We start from the raw sequence: 16,297 nt of genomic DNA on the forward strand, positions 1-16,297 counted from the left end.
GTCCTTTTTGGACGGGCGGGACGCCCATCCCACAATAACAATTAAAATTGTAAGTTATTTAATTCGCGATCCTTAGCAACCAGGCTGACGGGGTGGTCACCCCGTCAGAGCAATAGGTAAAGTTAATTGACACTCAAGCGGGCTAAAGCCACGCTCGATTCTGCTGACAGAATAACTCTAGTTATTACTAAAGTCTAATTCTCGCTACGGTGGCCAAACACCGTCTACCCAGTCGGTCAAGTTTTACACCTAACTTACTGGCTACTTTTCTTAGAATATTGCCCGCGCCATTCAGATCCGCGTTAATTATAGTTCCATCGGCAGAGCAATACAGCCCACGTTTAATGCGCTTTCCAGATGCTTTCCACCCAGACGGTTTCTCACCGTATTTGGGTAGGGAATCTCCATCAATAAAGCTAGCCTTGGGCGTATACGCTTCTTCTGTTTCAGTGAACTTGATACCGTGCAAATTGCAAAGTTGCTTTAAGCGATCTTTCAATTTTCCCAAAGGCATTTGAACAAACTTTTGATTATTTAGTTTACCCATATCAACATTGGACTTAAACCCTTGGTTCCATCCGATTACTAGATTGCCGATACCGTGTTTCAAACAATGGTCAACGATAAACTTTGCAGCTTTGTTGATACCATCGCGGATCTGGTGATTGCGCTTGCGGGTTACGCGGTCTAAGCAACCGTCCCAATAACCCGTGGGCTTTCCTTCTTTTCTAGTCGCTACTTTCTTATTCCAAAGTTGATTCCTTGCCTTCATGGCGCGAGCATCAATCAAGAAAGAATTTCCGAGCGTGTCAATACAAGCTGCTAAGTTGTCAGCCGTTCCCAAGTCAATTGATAGAGCTTGATTGTAATCTAAATTATGTTGCTTACATTCTATTTCGTAAGACATTTCTAAGTAGAAAGCGCCATTCTTAGGGAGAATCGTGAACTCTTTAACCTTTGTGTAGTCAATGTTTGACGGCATGGGTAGAAAGAATTCAGAAACCCCAAACCAGCGCCGTACTGTTAAGCCCAGGGAAAATCTCAACTGGTCGCCGACAAGCGCTGGCTTTAATCCACCAGAATTTGGGTAGGCGACTTTAAACAATTTAGAACCTGTTAAATAGCTCGGAGGCTTGGGTCTAAAGTGCAATTGACCTTTGCTATACAAAGCTTTTAACTCTTTGAAGCTTTTGAACGCCTCCGTAACCGACATCAAAGTTTGTTGCATAGGCGTTGAAGGCAGCGACTTAGCAACCATCGACTTTGCGATTGACGGTTCAAAAGATAAGTCAAATTTTCCAGTCAACAGTTTTCCTGTTTTGAAAAGTGTTTGACGAGCGAAGTAAACAGCACTATTGTACAGCTTGCCGGATTGCCGACAAAGATATTGTAATACGGCTTCAACTTCTTTGGTGGGAGACAACAACATTGGCTGCACTCCCATTGTTTTTTTGACTTTAGTCACCTCTTTTTCCCGAAATTTAGTTGATTTATTTAGTTGAGGTGAGTATAGTGGATAAGTCAATTCATAACAACAAAACTTTATGTTGCCACTTCCTGAGTACCAGACTCACAACCACGTCAAATTCCTACTTAATTACCATTTTGTGTTTATCCCCAAACGCCGGAAAAAAGTTCTGGTTGGCAGTGTAGCAACTAAGCTGCGTGAAATATTTTTAGCACTTTCAATCGAGAAAGGTTGGGATATTTTAGCTCTGGAAGTAGCGCCAGATCACGTACACTTATTTGTAGCGGTTAAGCCGATGGATACTCCTGCGTTAGTTGTCAAGGCATTCAAGGGACGTTCTAGTCATAATTTAAGGGCTGAATTTCCAGAATTAAAAAAGCTGCCGTCTTTATGGACGAGCAGCTATTTTGTTAGTACCGCAGGCAATATTAGTAGTGAAGTTGTTAGGAAATACATCGAAGATCCGCATCACTCTGCTAATTAAGAAAGACACTCTTGACTGAAGTCCCCCGAGTCGCTTCCCACGAGCGGGCTGAAGCCACGCTCGTTTCCCGCATCCCGTATTAATTTTTATGAAATTTTAATAAAATTGAAAAAAGTCAAAAGTAAGAAAGCTTTCAGTAAAAACAAGATTTTTTACTTTTGGCTTTTGACTTTTGACTTTTAGCACATCGAGTATTCAACTCAAAACTCAAAACTTAAAACTCTTAAGGCGCTGCTGCCGCCCTGCGGTTGGCAACAATCAGATTAGCCTGATATTCTGCCGCTTTTTGCTGAGCCTTTTGATAGTTCGGGCTGGTTGACGGTACGGCTCTCATGAGCTTAACCGCTTGCTGCCACTCGCTTGCTACTGCGATCCACTCATTTTGAGACTGAGCCTTCTGGGCCGAAATTGCAGCCTTCTGAGCTGTGTTAACGGCTGCCCTCCAAGAGTCAGGCTTAGGCACGGCGGCTTTTGGTGCAGGTGAGGCTGGAGCTGGGCTTGCTGGCGCTGTAGCAGTGGGATCGGGTTTTGGTGCAGGTGAGGCGGCCTGTGGGGTGCCCGGAGATGCGGCGGTCGAGGATGCAGCGGCTTTAGAAGGGGGAGATGAGGGTTGGGGGGAGGGGGAAGCAGCTTCGGGGGCTATCGGTTCTGGGTTAGAGTCGCCGAAGGGGAAAGTTTTAGTAAAGAAAAGCCCTGCGATCGCCGCCAGAGGTACTAAGATACCCACAGGTATTACCCATTTGGGAAATTGTTTTTTCGGAGGCGGGGCTTGATCTTCGTATTCGTCTTCGTCTTCCTCGTCGTCATCTCGATCGAATTCTCCTTCTTGATAATAGTCTTCCTCTTCGGGCTCGACATCATCTAAACCTACAGACTCGTCAGGCATTCCACTATCCAAGGGGTAAGGCATTGAACCCGCAGGCATCAGATCAATTTCATCTTCCCACGCAGGCTCACCGTCACCTGTTCGGCGTCCGTAAACCTTTACAGTGTGAATTGATTCGAGTCCCAGCTTCGTCATGCCGGTGCGGATGAAATCGACCAATACCATTTGATCCGGTACTTTGTCTGCCTCCAGGATTATGTGGAGGCAGCCGTTGTCCCGCGTCACATCGGCGTTGATGCCTTTGGGTTTGAGTGTACGGTTGATGCTAGATGCGATCGCTTTTGGATCGCCCTGCTTGAGCAGTTCCCGCGGGTTCTGTTGTGTCATGGGTAGCGCTCTTTTTTTGGGGGGGGTGGAGAGCCGGCAAATAATATTAACCGATCGGCATTCGGCGGACAATATTTATTTACCACATTAACTTCTAATTTGGCATTCTGAGAGTATTTCTAGTATCTATTGACCTTTTGACTCGCGAGCCGGCATCAAGCACATAGCCGAAGAAAGAAATTTGTTATAAAAATTTACAGTAAAGCGCCGCTCCTGTGCTCTGTCGCGCATCAGCGAAACAAGCTAGAAAGTTCTATAACTTTGGTTTGCAGGGTTGAGATTTCTTCTCGGCCCCGTTTTAAAGAAGCTTCTAACTCTAGGAGCAAAGGCAAACTTTTTTGCAGTTTTTCTAAGCTGGCATTCTTGACTTCTTGCCGAAAATAGTATACTCGTTTCGGATTGCCAAGATCTAGAGCTTGAGCAATTTTATCATCGCGATCGCCCGCTTGGATCATCGCCTTTACCCACAGCCAAATCCGAAACTTACCAGTCAAGCCAGCCACAATCCTCAAACCAGGCTCGCTGCGGCCAGTTAAGCCTGCCAATAAATCCAAAGCGGCGGAGGTATTGCCCTCGCGAATCGCATCGGCTAGCTGGAAGGTATTCTGGGCGTGACAGTGTACCAGTGCCGCAACTTCTTCCGGGTTCAGAGGTTGGCTGCGGTTGCCCGCAAACAGCAGCAATTTTTCGAGTTCGCTGTATAGCTGTCTAGTATCGCTGCCAATGGATTCGGCCAAAAGTTCGATCGCCGTGGCGGTCAATTTTACGTTCATTTCGCCTGCGACTTGACGCACCCGCTGGGCTAATTCTTTGTCATTCCAAGGCGGAATCGGTGAAAATTCTCGAAATTCGGCGGACTCTTTCAGTAACTTGGTAGATTTGAGCCGGCTGTCGGGTTTTTTGACGGATGTCAGCAGCAGCACGGTGGTAGGGGGAATCACCGGCAGTGTCCGTTCAAATTGCGCTAACAGTTCAGGAGAGCACTGCTGCGTTACAGTCGTATTTGCCAGCCAGACAAAACGGCTGCCGGTACCGAAGGGCGGCGTTAAGGCTCGATCGAGCCCTTCGACCACAGCGTCGGCCCGATCGGCAATAATCTTGTCATAGTTAAAACTAGCCCAGTTGGGGTCGAGGACTGTTTGGCGCAAACTGGTCACAGCCTGGGCCATCGCAAAGTCGTCTTCCCCCCAAAACAGGTAAATTTGCATAAAGAACGCTCAGTAGCCCAAAAAATCACAGTTGCACGTTCCGCAAGTCCAACATATCCTGAATAGGACTGTTGGAAGCCCGCACCATAATATAAAATTTGGTGTGGGAGTTTGTCACCGCGAGGAAATCAAGATTGGATGATACTTATCAAGCTTACGTAAATCGGGTGGCGCGAATGACGCTGCTGGACTCCTACAAGTCCCAGGTGGAACACATTCAGGAATCTCCAAAATTTAAGCCCGACGAAACTGGCCGCAGAGATCCTGTACCTTTTCCAGGTTATTCGGTGATTACGCCCCCTGCGGGGGAAGATGCGGAAAATGCTGCATTTTATAGTAATTTGCACTCGAGCCAACAACGGCTATTGCAGGAAATAGCGGAGGGTTCGCTCGTGGCACTGCCTCCTGATACCTTCCATTTAACCGTAGCCGATTTGATCTGGAGCAGCGCTTTTCGAGATGCCTCTGATAAAAATCCCGAATTTGAGGAGCAACTGCGCTCGCGCATGGCCGATCGTTTTGCCGCCTGCAAACCCTTGGCGGGCGGCGCTCCCATTCGCTGGATAGTGCTGGGGTTGATGGTGATGACTAGAGCTGTGGGTGTTTGTTTGGCACCGACGGACGAAAACTCTTACAAGCAAATTCTGGAGTTTCGCCGATCGATCTATCAAAATCCCGATTTAATGGCTTTGGGAATCGAACAGCAATATCATTTTACGGCACACATTACTCTGGCTTATTTTGGGGATGTCGGGCCGAACCTTGACCGCGATCGCTTGTGCGCTTTGCTGTCAGAGTTAAACGAGCAATGGCTGGACACGCCCCAAGAACTGTCCGTACACCGAGTGGAACTGCGGAAGTTTGACGACATGACCACCTATCTCCGGCAACCGGAATGGCCTGTTTTTGAGTTTTAACGAAGGAAGAAGGAAGAGGGAAGAAGGAAGAGGGAAGAAGGAAGAAGGAAGAGGGAAGAAGGAAGAAGGAAGATTTTTTCCCATCTCCCACTCTTCCCATCTCCCACTCTTCCCATCTCCCACTCTTTCGCCCCCTCTCCCCCTCTCCCCTGTGACAATAGTCAGGATATTGGCTATTAAGGGATCAGAATTAAATAAAATCCACTTTTCATGACTGTTGTGGGATGGGCCTAAGAGCCCGCCCAGAAAGGACGGGCTCTTAGGCCCATCCCACAAGAAAAAAGGGAAATTATTTAATTGACGATCCTAAATGCTTTAATTATTTTTGTTTGACATTAAAGTCAAGGAAACAATTTATGAAAAACCAGGAAAAATCAGTAATTCTGGTTTTTTACTTTTTGCTTAAAAAGTGACAGTAAACGTTGTTGGTATAGGTTTAGATGGAGCTGCTGGGCTGAGCGAATCGGCGCGGCAGGTTGTAGAAATGGCCGCTCTGCTAATAGGGAGCGAGCGCCATTTGAGCTATTTTCCCCAGCACGACGGAGAGCGCTGGGCGTTGGAAGATTTGACCGAAGCAATTCTGGAAATTCGGCGCTGGTGGGCGACCCAAGCCGAATTAGAGCCCTCTGCGGGGACGGTGGAACCCCGCGATCGACCGATCGTAATTTTAGTGGCCGGCGACCCGCTGTTCTACGGCTGGGGAAAGTTGTTAATTTCCCAATTGCCGGCAGAAAAATTGACGTTTCACCCCCATGTCAGTTCTGTGCAGTTGGCTTTTAACCGCTTGCAAATCCCTTGGCAAGATGCTCATTGTGTAGGCTCTCAAGGACGCTATTTTGAGGAGCTGACGGCGAAGCTGAAGCTCGGTGTGGAGAAGATTGCGGTGCTGGCGGACGAAGCTCATACTCCGGCTTTACTGGCAAGTTTGGTGAAAGCTCTAGATTTGCCGACACGCTACAAGTTTTGGGTTTGCGAAAATTTGGGGGCTGCCGAGGAACGGGTAAGCCCCAAGTCTCTGGAAGCTTTGCTGGGAGAGTCTTTTGCACCGCTGAGCGTGGTGGTGATGCTGCGGGAACCCCCGCCGGGGACGGAACCTTTGGATTTGGAAAAGTTGCCTTTGTTGGGAATACCGGATGCAGCTTTTATCGGTTGTGGAGATAAGCCGGGTTTGACGGTTGAACGGGAAGTGCGGGTGTTGGTTTTGGCACAATTGGCTTTGCAACCGGGACAAGTTGTCTGGGATGTGGGTGCTGGTAACGGTTCTGTGTCGATCGAGATTGCTCGTTTATTCCCGCAGTCTGAGGTGTATGCGATCGAAAAAACGGTTTCTGGTACTTCTGCGATCGAGTTCAACTATGGCCGTTTTGGGCTGCAAAATGTGTTCTCGATTCACGGAACTGCCCCGGAAATCTTGCACCGCTTGCGTCCTCCGCACCGGATCTTTATTGGCGGTAGTGGCGGAGGGTTGACTAAAATTTTGGGCGTTTGCGCGCTGCGGCTGCTTCCTGGAGGCTCGATCGTGCTGGCTTTGGATGCTTTTGAGGATATTGCTACTGTTTTGAGCTGGATTGGCGATCGGGTGCGTCGGGAACCGCACTGGAGTTACCGAATCGTGCAAGTGCAGTTATCGCGTTCTGTGGCTGGGGGGAATTCAACTCGTTTTGATGCGTTGCGGCCTGTTTCGATTGTGACGATCGATCGACACTTGAATTAATCTGAAATCTGTGATATTCGCGCTTCATCGTCGGGCGTACAATCGAGTCAACATTCAACACTCAACCATCATTCAGTTTTGCGACCCCGAATCAACAATTAACAGTCATGAGGAGTGAAAACCGCAATTGATATAATATCCTGTCCGGTCGAGCGATCGGGATTTTTGTAAGGGCGGGTTCACCAACAATACCTGCCAATAATGGACAATCTCAAAAACCCGCCCCGACCGGGATATTATGGTTTATCGATCGGACACGATCTAACTCTAACTTTTGGGTCTACGCAGAACACAGAGCATCCTTTGGTTAGCGGAGAATCTCCAAGCGGTGCAACAATGATTTTAGAACTCAAATAATTAATTTAACACCTATGGATCAACTGCTGCGCCAACTAATTGAGGAGGTATGCGAGTATCCCCAAAACAGCTCCCAAAGGCGCAAAGCGATGAACCGATTGCTCGCCGAACTGCAGGAACTTCCCGGACTACTGCGATCTGCACATCCCGATTATTTAGACGCCTTAAATAAAACCTGGGTATGGGTGAACAAAAGCATTTGCTCGAACTTCAAGCTTAGCGATCCGAATGTGTCAAGACGACTGCGACAATGGATAAATAGTTACCTAGAGTGGCGCATTAAGGATTTGAATTTACCTTCTCAACCGCCCACCTACAGTTTAGATGCCCTCATAGGAGGCTCAGATACTACAACCGCGTTGCTGGATGTGCTTTCAGAAACAAGTTTTTCCCCTCCTACCCGCAGTGGTTTGGATGGCTATATCGCACTTTTAGAGCAAGAAAATTATCAGAATATTATTCAACAGCTAGAACAATACGTCCAAGAAGACCCCGATGGGAAATTTCGCTCCTGTCATCCTAAAAATCATCCAGAGTGTAACTGTCAAGTGATCACATTAAAGGTGCTGTTTAAAACCACGCCTGACAAGTTTACTGCGATCGCCAAAGAATTTAACATCAACTACCAAACTCTAAAATCACACTGGGAAAGGAACTGTCGCCCCTTGCTCCAAGCGATCGCATTAGAGCTAGGATACACAAGAGAAGATTAAATTATGCAAAGCACAAACCCAACGCTATTGACAGTTCCACTAGGTACTGATGCTCACCGCACCGCTCGAAAATTTGCTGCCGAAACTCTGCAACTCGCTCCTGAATTGACAAAGCATGAGGCTGCCAAACGAGTTTATGTGAATACTTTAGCAGTTTATGTTGTCTATAGTTACCTCAAATGGCAAGCCTACGAACCCGATTTAATTCAAGGCGATAGTTGGCATCCAGTCGTCCGTGCCCAGTGGGATATTGCTGATTTAGTGTTACCAGGGATGGGTAAATTAGAATGCCGCCCGGTTTGGTTTGGAGAAAGTGCGATCGTAGTTCCACCAGCAGCCATAGAAGACAGAATCGGCTATGTAATAGTGGAATTTGGGGAAAAATTAGACTCAGGAAAACTGCTAGGATTTACCCCATCACTGGATAATTCTGCATTGCCAAGCCAGATCCAGATTGCCCAACTCCAAAACTTAGATGATCTGATCGATCATCTCTATCGTCTGGAATTAGGAAATCAGTTTTTGAGAAGTGACGATCCAGTAGCCGTAGAAGTGCGACAACTCTTAGAAACACAAAATTTTACCGAAATTATGGCTCAATTAGAGCGCATTTACCGAACTACTAAACCCATTAAATGGCGGTATGCAGGAGCAGATGTATTAGTCGCTAGTCTTCCTATTAATCCTTATCATCAAATAGTTGAGTCTTCTGCTGAAAAACAGGCTTTTATTGGAGAAATTGGTCGAGAAGAAAAAGTTATCTTCGCAGATTTCCACATCCAACAATTAGCCCAAAAAATGCTAAATAAATTAGCAGGGATTTGGGATGTTGAAACAAAAAATTAAATATTTTTTTCAACAAAGTGAGAACATCCCCATTTTGTAAAAAGCGTTTTTTAGGAATGCGAGTATCATGCTCGCTTGCCTATATATTTGTAACGATACAGATACTTGCACTCCTGTGATATCAAATCCCCTACCATCGGAATTAATATTACCCATAGCTTTCGACACGACGCAGTGCCCCGTGTCCCCAAAATTAATCCGGGTAGTCCAAGGGGACTGCCGTCTCCTCTATATCATGTCTGAGTGCAACCGGAATTGATATAAAACCAACATGATATTAACCCAAAAAATGTAACATGAAAGAACAGCTCAACTCTGCTTATCGTCACCTAATTGAAGTGCTACGTACCTGTCCTGATGGTGAAGAGCGAGATATTTTGGATGACTATTCATACCTCATTAATGAAGGTTTATTAGAGGTGATGGAAGAGGTTGCCGATGAGTTATTGGTTGAGGAAAATGAAGAGGGATCTGACTGGCTGCGGAGTGCTGTGGCGCAGATAAAAGACTTAATTCAAATTAGATATGACTTAGCTAATTCTCAAGGCTTATTAATTTTTTTCATAGAAGTCTTAGAAGCAATCAAAGCAAGCGAAGGAGATGCAGAAGTTGTGTATCCTATTTTAGAGAAAAATTTAGAGAAATTAGATGATAATTTTGATTGGTTTTTGCGAAGTTGGGCAACTGACATTTTAGCGAAATTAGAGTCTAAAGAAGCTTACGATATAGCCACTGTAATTAGCACTTTTAGTAGCCTTATTCAAGAATTTACTCTGGGCGATTGTGTAAACAATATTGAAATTGCGATCGCGGGATATCAACAAGTAGCGGCGGCGCTCAATCGGGAAGATTACCAGGAGGATTGGTTGGTTACTCAAAACCATTTGGGGTTTGCTTATCAAATTCGCATTGCTGGGAACCGTAGCAGGAATTTAGAAAGAGCAATTGAGTGTTATGAATTAGCTTTACAATGTTGTAATGATACCGATGAACCGCAATTATGGAGTTTGATTCAACATCGCTTAGGTTTAGTTTATTTTGACAGAGTTGAAGGTGATTTAGAAGAAAATCTGGAGAGGGCGATCGCTGCTTTTGAATTAGCATTGAAAGTGTGGAATTGTCAAGAGTTTCCCTTAAAATGGGCGGAAATTCAGCATGATTTAGGTTTGGCTTATATCCACCGTGTTAAGGGAGATGAATCGGAAAATATAGAACTAGGAATTAAATATTATCAAGCTGCTTTAGCTGTTTATCCAAAAGAGGATAATCCTACAGATTGGGCAAGAATTCAAAATAATTTGGGTCTAGCTTATTATAATCGTATTCAAGGGCAAAAATTAGATAACCTTGAAAGGGCGATCGCCACTTTTCACAATGCCTTACAAGTCCGTACTTATACTGATTATCCCATACAGTGGGCAGAAACTCAAGAGAGCTTAGGTAATGCTTATATTACAATTGAAGAGAATCGAGACGACAATTTCCAAAAAGCAATTGAGTGTTATCAAGCAGCTTTAACTGTTTATAGTGCTGAAGATTTCCCCGAACAATCGAGTACGATTCAATTTTGTATGGGAGATGCTTACCGTCAAAAAATAGAAAATCGTGCTGATAATCTTGAGAAAGCGATTGAGTGTTATCAAACTGCTCTACAAATTTGTAAGAAAGAAGAGTTTCCTGAATTATGGGCGTTTATTCATAATGATTTAGGGGCGACATATCTCAGCAGATTCAAGGGAAGTCAAGAACAGAATATAGAATTAGGTAGGAGTTTGATAGAGGCTACTTTACAAGTTTATAATCGTGAGGACTATCCCGACAATTGGGCGAACACTCAAAATAATTTAGGATTTTCCTATTATCTTTCTACAACCGGGAAGTATTCCGATAACTTGGAACGGGCAATTGCATATTATGAATTAGGATTACAAGTGTATAATTCTGAGACTTTTACAGAAGTGTGGGGACTGATACAACTTAACTTAGCAGTTGCTTATTTAGAGAGACTAAAAGGAGACCTTTCCGAAAATATTGAAGCTTCAATTGCTGCTTCTCAAAATGCCTTAACTATTTACGATCCAGAGACTTCTTTAGAAAATTGGTTGAAAATTCAGAATAATTTAGGGTATGGCTATCAAAATAGAGTTAAAGGAGAGCAACTTGATAACCTTGAGAAAGCTCTCAGCTATTATAAAATTGCTTTAGATGCTTGCTGTTCTACTCAATTTCCTGAAATTTGGGGTTTGCTCAAAAATAACTTAGGAACTTTTTATTTAAGAAATGCTCAAGGAAATCAAGTTGAAAATGTAGAAGAAGCTATTGTACTTTATCTGACCTGTGTTGAATCTTATCAAAAAGCATTTAATCGTAAACAATGGTCGATGATTCAAAATAATGTAGGGATTGCTTACCTCAATCGCAAATATGGTAGCCGTCTAGAAAATATAGAATTAGCAATCGAAGCTTTTAATAATGCTTTGCAAGTTCGTAATTCTGAAAATTATCCCGAACAGTGGGCGGAAACACAACAGCATTTAGGAGTTGCTCATAGTGAACGAATTTATGGCGATTCCTTACAAAATTTAGAAAATGCTATCAAATGTTATGAAAATGCTTTATTAATATATACTTGTTTAGATTTCCCTGAACAGTGGGCAATGCTTCAAAATAATATTGGTAGTGCTTATAGCGAAAGTCGGCTAGGAGATGAGGATAATAACTTAGAAATAGCCATTGATTACTATCAAATGGCTTTGCAAGTAAATACCCGTCAAATTAACCCTGAAAATTGGGCAATGATCCAAAATAATTTAGGAAATGCCTATAGGAGGCGAACTATTGAAAATGAAGTTGAAAATTTAGAAATGGCTATTTTTTACTATAAGTCAGCTTTGGAAGTTTATACTCAGAAAGATTTTCCTGAAGATTGGGCTATGGTGCAATTAAACTTAGGTTATGCTTATAGCGATCGCACTCAAGGAAGTATTGACGAAAACCTAAAACTGGCGCGGGACTATTACCAAGCTGCTTTAGAAGTTTATACTCTCAAAGATTTTCCTGAAAATTGGGCAACTGTACAAAATAATTTAGGTTATCTCTACCACAATTTAGAGCAGTTTACCGAAGCAATGCAATACTTGAAATTAGCATTAAAAGTCAGAACTCCTCAAGCTTTCCCCCAGCATTGTCTGATTTCGGGACAAATTTTAGGTCAAATTGCCTTCAAATTAGGACTATGGATAGAAGCTATTGAAGGGTATTGTCTTGCTATTGAAGCATTAGAACAATTGCGAGTTTGGGCTAATACCGATCGACGCCGCCAAGAAATTTTAGGAGAAGATATATATCTTTATGAACATATTGTACAAGCATTAGTTAATACGAAAAATTTTCCACAAGCTTTTGAATATGTAGAACGTTCCCGTTCTCGTCGCTTAGTAGATTTAATTGCCAGTAATGACCTTTACTCTCATGGAGATATACCTTCAGAAATAGAAGAATATTTAGCAGAATTTGAAGGAATTCAACGACAGATAGATTGCGAACGTTACGGTTTAAAGAAATCAAGTAAAAAGCAGAAGTTAATTGCAGTTAGAGCTAACGATCTAATTGATATGGATTGTACACGCAATCGAGCAGCTTTAGAAGCCATTAGTGAAAATATCCAAGGTTTAGAAAGTCAAAAGCAACAAATTTGGGAACAACTAAGACGTTTAGATCCGGTTTTAGCGGGCGAAATTCAAGTCAGTCCCCCTAATTTAACCGCGATCCAAGAACTCATCGATCGCCCTACTACAGCTATACTTAATTTTTACACTACTGATGAAGATACATATGTATTTGTTTTGCGACAAGCCGAACTAAATTTGTACAAAATAACCAGAAAACGAGGCAAAAACTTACAACAATGGATTCATGAAGGTTGGCTAAAACCCTACTTGGAGGCTGGGGATTCAAGTAAATCAGCCCAAGAGCAATTACAATGTAAAGCTAAGTGGAGAAATCGAATTCCGCAGTTTTTAGCGAAACTTTCCCGCCGTCTGCAAATCGATAACCTGATTCGTCAGTACCTTAATAATATCGAGGAACTGATTATTGTTCCTCACCTTTGCCTACACCAAATTCCTTTTGCTGCTTTACCCTTAGAAAATGGTCAATATTTAGGAGATAAATTTCTAATTCGTTACAGTCCTAGTTGTCAAGTTTTAGAATTTTGCCACAAACGTCCACCTGTCAACGATCGACTAATGTATGGTATTGTGGAAGATGCAACGGAAGATTTACCCTGTGCAAGTTTTGAGGGTGAACAAATTGCCAAACTGTATAATATTCGCCATGAACAACACTTACGAGGACGTAGCCAAGCAACGGTCAGCAACTATCGGCAACTTTCTTTACAAGTCCAGGGAATTATCTCTAGCCATCATGCTCAATCTCGCCTTGATAATCCGTTAGAATCCCGACTGCAATTGGCAGATGGTAGCATTACTTTGGGGCAGTTAATGACACCGGGCTGGCGGCTTCCTCATTTAGTTGATGTGTTTTTATCCTGTTGTGAAACAGGGTTAGGAACTACGGAAATTACTGATGATATTTTGACATTATCGACGGGCTTTTTATGTGCGGGGGCTCGGAGTGTTGTGAGTACGCTGTGGGCTGTAGATGATTTAGCAACAGCCTTATTTTCAATTTTTTATCACAAACTTCGGCAGCAAGGAAGTAGCCGCCCAAAAGCATTGCAGCAAGCACAAATAAATTTGCGATCGCTCTCTGGATCAGAATTTGTCGCTTGCTATTCTCGCCAACTTGCTGATTTATTAGAACGCAAATTTGAAGAGGCGGAGGGCGATCGCCAGTTTGCAGAAAACCAGCGTAATTCCTATTCTGAAGGTTCCCCCGACTACCTGCAATGGCTACAAGAGGAAGAAAAGCGGGCCGAAACAGCAACACGCAATTACAAAACTTTGCAACGACTGGAAATAATTAGTTGCTTAGATTTCCCTTTTGCTGACCCTTTTTATTGGGCAGCTTTCACTTGTTCCGGTTTACGGTAAACTTCAGCCTCAATCTAAGTCTGGACTCTTCAGCATCCCCATTAATTTCCGCTTCCGATTGTGTACTTGCATCAGTTGAGAACGATAAGCACACCACTGAAGATTTTGCCCCATTTGTAAATAGGCAGCGCGGGCTTTTTCCAACCACTTAATTGCACGATCGTACTCCTCTGATTTCCCCCGATCCATAATCGATTCAGCAAGCCGACAAGCATTGGCGATCGTCCAATCGGGGCGGTGGGCGATCGCAGCCCCCATTACTCGGTGAACCAGTGCCGATTCGTAGCCACTCAAACCATCAGCAACAGCGATCGCATCTTCAATAAGCCCCTCATAGAGAAAAATATCAACCTGTGCTTCAGAAACTCCCCAACTTCTATCACTTCTCAGAGTGGCTAACAAATTTGCTTTCACAGTTGACCAACTGTCTCCTGCAAACTCCTTCACTAAAAGATAATCGGCAAAGGATGGTTTGATTTCAAAGACGCGCATTCTAGAATTTAATGCAACTTCGTTTTCTCCCAACTCAACAGCCAACTCACTCGTCCAAATTGCCAGTTTATAAAGGCAATTGCCTGACAAATTCAACCCAGCCTGAGCAATTTTGAGAGCTTCAGCTTGGGCTTCCTGTGCTTGTAAACTTTGAGCGAGAGCAAAAGCATCTTCCGCTGATTTCATCTGAGTAGCAGCAGCTTCCACTGCTTCTTCTACTCTCCCCAAACGACTTAACATCGTCAAGTATTGTTGAGGGCAGTTTTCTGCTTGGGCTAAGTATAAGTATTCTTGATAGCGTTCCTGGGGATCGAGGATTTGCAAGCGAATTAATGCTAAGTTTTTAGCACATTCTGGTGCGTCATTAGCTCCTATTTCTTGCCCCGTAATATTTCCTTGAAGTACCTCTTGAATTAGGGGGTCATCCCAACCTTGGCGTAATGCTTTTAAGCTCATGCTGAAATCGCAATCCCATTCATCTTGCCAAGCTTCTAACTTCACCTGGAGATCGATCTCTTCTTCAGCAGTTAGTTCAGCCGTTAAAATGGCTTCTGTCCAAGCTTCATCCAAAGCGTTAGCTATATCAGAACTTTCAGCGCCATATTCTTCTACATCATCCCAATCTTCAACGCAGGCTGCGGTGATGGCTTGTAAAATTACTAAGGCGTTGTTACCATCTCCCTCTGCAATCAATTCCTGCGCTTGCTGAATCACATCTAAAACTTCTTCTGTAATGGGGTCTTCTTCCCCCCATTCCTCGTCGAAATAACGCACAGCATTTCGCAAAATTTGTCGTACTTGTTGTCGAAAAGGAGTCGGATTAATGGAGGTACGACGGGGTGCTTTAGTAGGTGGCTGTGGAGGCGTAGGAATAGCAATTAAGTTAACGTATCGTTCGATCGGATCGATGAGTGAGGGTTCCTTTTCTACTAAATGTTGTATTAATTGCTGGGTTTGTACATCGTTGAGGCGATCGAGTAACTGTTCCAGTGTGGGGCGCTGCTCAATTATTTGTGGTTGTCGCAGACATAATAACATGGTAGCAACAATATGTTTACACCACCCAACGCGATCGTAAGCACAAGTACAATTTGATGATGCCACATTAGCGTCATCAAAGTTTATCGTAATACGGTAAGGTTGAACTTCAGAACCCTCCACTATTGCTTGCACAATATTGCCACGCAGGACAGCGCTAGTAACATTACCCGCTAAATAGTAAGTTTCACCGCGCTTGAGGGAGGCGGCAGAGGTATTGTGCTGGATCGTCGCTTCACTAAGCTTGGGAATCGGCATGAGACTATGCCTGAGCAATTAAAGGATTAGACTTAATTTTACCTCAGAGATGTACTCTGCCTAGGATTTAATTGCCTCTCTATGTAAGATTTACAGAAAATTCAATACTCCGTAAAGCAAGCACTGAGAAGGTTTGCAGCTTGATGAGGGGAAATTTTTTCTGAAAATTTTGCATAATTTTCTCCCTACCCCCTGGTTAATAATAGAGCGCAGTTGGCCAACTAGCTTCTCCCTTATCCCTTTCTTTGACGGAGAAACGAGCTGTGATACCTATAATTTCATCTACCCCCCTGACATTATTAGCAATGGGGGTTCCCAATGCTGCGGGAGAAATCATTGCCAATATAGAGGCAAGTTTAGTATCAGCCATTGGTAGTTACCCCTTGATGGAAATTACCCAAGCTGAGCCCAGAACAAAATGCAGTTCTGGAGAGGACGATCCGATAGTTCCTCCGAACTAAGGAATGAGAATTAAATAACTTCCACTCTTGAAAGTGGGATGGGCGTCCCGCCCGTCCAAAAAGGACGGGCGGGA

Annotated in this window: 11 protein-coding genes; 6 read left to right on the top strand and 5 right to left on the bottom strand. The window is 43.9% G+C overall.

All coding sequences use genetic code 11. The annotated features are described in order from the left end of the window. Positions 1 to 187: 187 nt before the first annotated feature. Positions 188 to 1,465 carry a transposase gene (locus QUB10_RS31665; RefSeq protein WP_333207102.1) on the bottom strand — a complete coding sequence of 426 codons (1,278 nt, stop codon included), beginning with the start codon at positions 1,463 to 1,465 and terminating at the stop codon, positions 188 to 190. Between the two features lie 79 nt (positions 1,466 to 1,544). On the opposite strand from QUB10_RS31665, the gene tnpA reads away from it, so the two are divergent. Beyond that, the gene (gene tnpA, locus QUB10_RS31670) at positions 1,545 to 1,952 is read left to right on the top strand and encodes an IS200/IS605 family transposase (RefSeq protein WP_333207103.1); all 408 of its coding nucleotides are present in this window, start codon (positions 1,545 to 1,547) and stop codon (positions 1,950 to 1,952) included. A gap of 223 nt (positions 1,953 to 2,175) precedes the next feature. On the opposite strand, the gene QUB10_RS31675 is transcribed toward tnpA, so the two are convergent. Both QUB10_RS31675 and holA read right to left on the bottom strand, forming a co-directional pair. Further along, a complete protein-coding gene (locus QUB10_RS31675; protein ID WP_333207104.1) occupies positions 2,176 to 3,165 on the bottom strand; it encodes a hypothetical protein in 990 nt (329 codons plus the stop codon). A 230-nt stretch (positions 3,166 to 3,395) separates the two neighbouring features. Beyond that, the gene (gene holA, locus QUB10_RS31680; RefSeq protein WP_333207105.1) at positions 3,396 to 4,373 is read right to left on the bottom strand and encodes a DNA polymerase III subunit delta; all 978 of its coding nucleotides are present in this window, start codon (positions 4,371 to 4,373) and stop codon (positions 3,396 to 3,398) included. Between the two features lie 176 nt (positions 4,374 to 4,549). Between holA and QUB10_RS31685 the strand changes: the two genes are divergently transcribed. The 5 genes from QUB10_RS31685 to QUB10_RS31705 all read left to right on the top strand — a co-directional run bounded on the left by QUB10_RS31685 (position 4,550) and on the right by QUB10_RS31705 (position 13,974). Then, entirely contained in the window at positions 4,550 to 5,290 is a 741-nt protein-coding gene (locus QUB10_RS31685; RefSeq protein ID WP_333052683.1) for a DUF1868 domain-containing protein, read from the top strand. A gap of 409 nt (positions 5,291 to 5,699) precedes the next feature. Further along, positions 5,700 to 7,004 carry a precorrin-6y C5,15-methyltransferase (decarboxylating) subunit CbiE gene (cbiE, locus tag QUB10_RS31690; RefSeq protein ID WP_333052384.1) on the top strand — a complete coding sequence of 435 codons (1,305 nt, stop codon included), beginning with the start codon at positions 5,700 to 5,702 and terminating at the stop codon, positions 7,002 to 7,004. 371 nt (positions 7,005 to 7,375) lie between these two features. Next, complete coding sequence (locus QUB10_RS31695; protein ID WP_333052382.1) at positions 7,376 to 8,074, top strand: hypothetical protein; 699 nt, start codon at positions 7,376 to 7,378, stop codon at positions 8,072 to 8,074. Positions 8,075 to 8,077: 3 nt separating this feature from the next. Further along, complete coding sequence (locus tag QUB10_RS31700; protein ID WP_333052380.1) at positions 8,078 to 8,920, top strand: DUF1822 family protein; 843 nt, start codon at positions 8,078 to 8,080, stop codon at positions 8,918 to 8,920. Between the two features lie 296 nt (positions 8,921 to 9,216). Then, complete coding sequence (locus QUB10_RS31705) at positions 9,217 to 13,974, top strand: CHAT domain-containing protein (RefSeq protein ID WP_333207106.1); 4,758 nt, start codon at positions 9,217 to 9,219, stop codon at positions 13,972 to 13,974. 9 nt (positions 13,975 to 13,983) lie between these two features. Here QUB10_RS31705 and QUB10_RS31710 read toward each other — a convergent pair whose 3' ends face one another. Both QUB10_RS31710 and QUB10_RS31715 read right to left on the bottom strand, forming a co-directional pair. After that, positions 13,984 to 15,762 (bottom strand): SWIM zinc finger domain-containing protein, encoded by a 1,779-nt coding sequence (locus tag QUB10_RS31710; protein ID WP_333207107.1) that lies wholly within the window; start codon positions 15,760 to 15,762, stop codon positions 13,984 to 13,986. 196 nt (positions 15,763 to 15,958) lie between these two features. Then, complete coding sequence (locus QUB10_RS31715; protein WP_333207108.1) at positions 15,959 to 16,132, bottom strand: hypothetical protein; 174 nt, start codon at positions 16,130 to 16,132, stop codon at positions 15,959 to 15,961. Positions 16,133 to 16,297: the final 165 nt, after the last annotated feature.

The organism is Microcoleus sp. B5-D4, assembly GCF_036705145.1.
Classification (GTDB): Bacteria; Cyanobacteriota; Cyanobacteriia; order Cyanobacteriales; family Microcoleaceae; genus Microcoleus.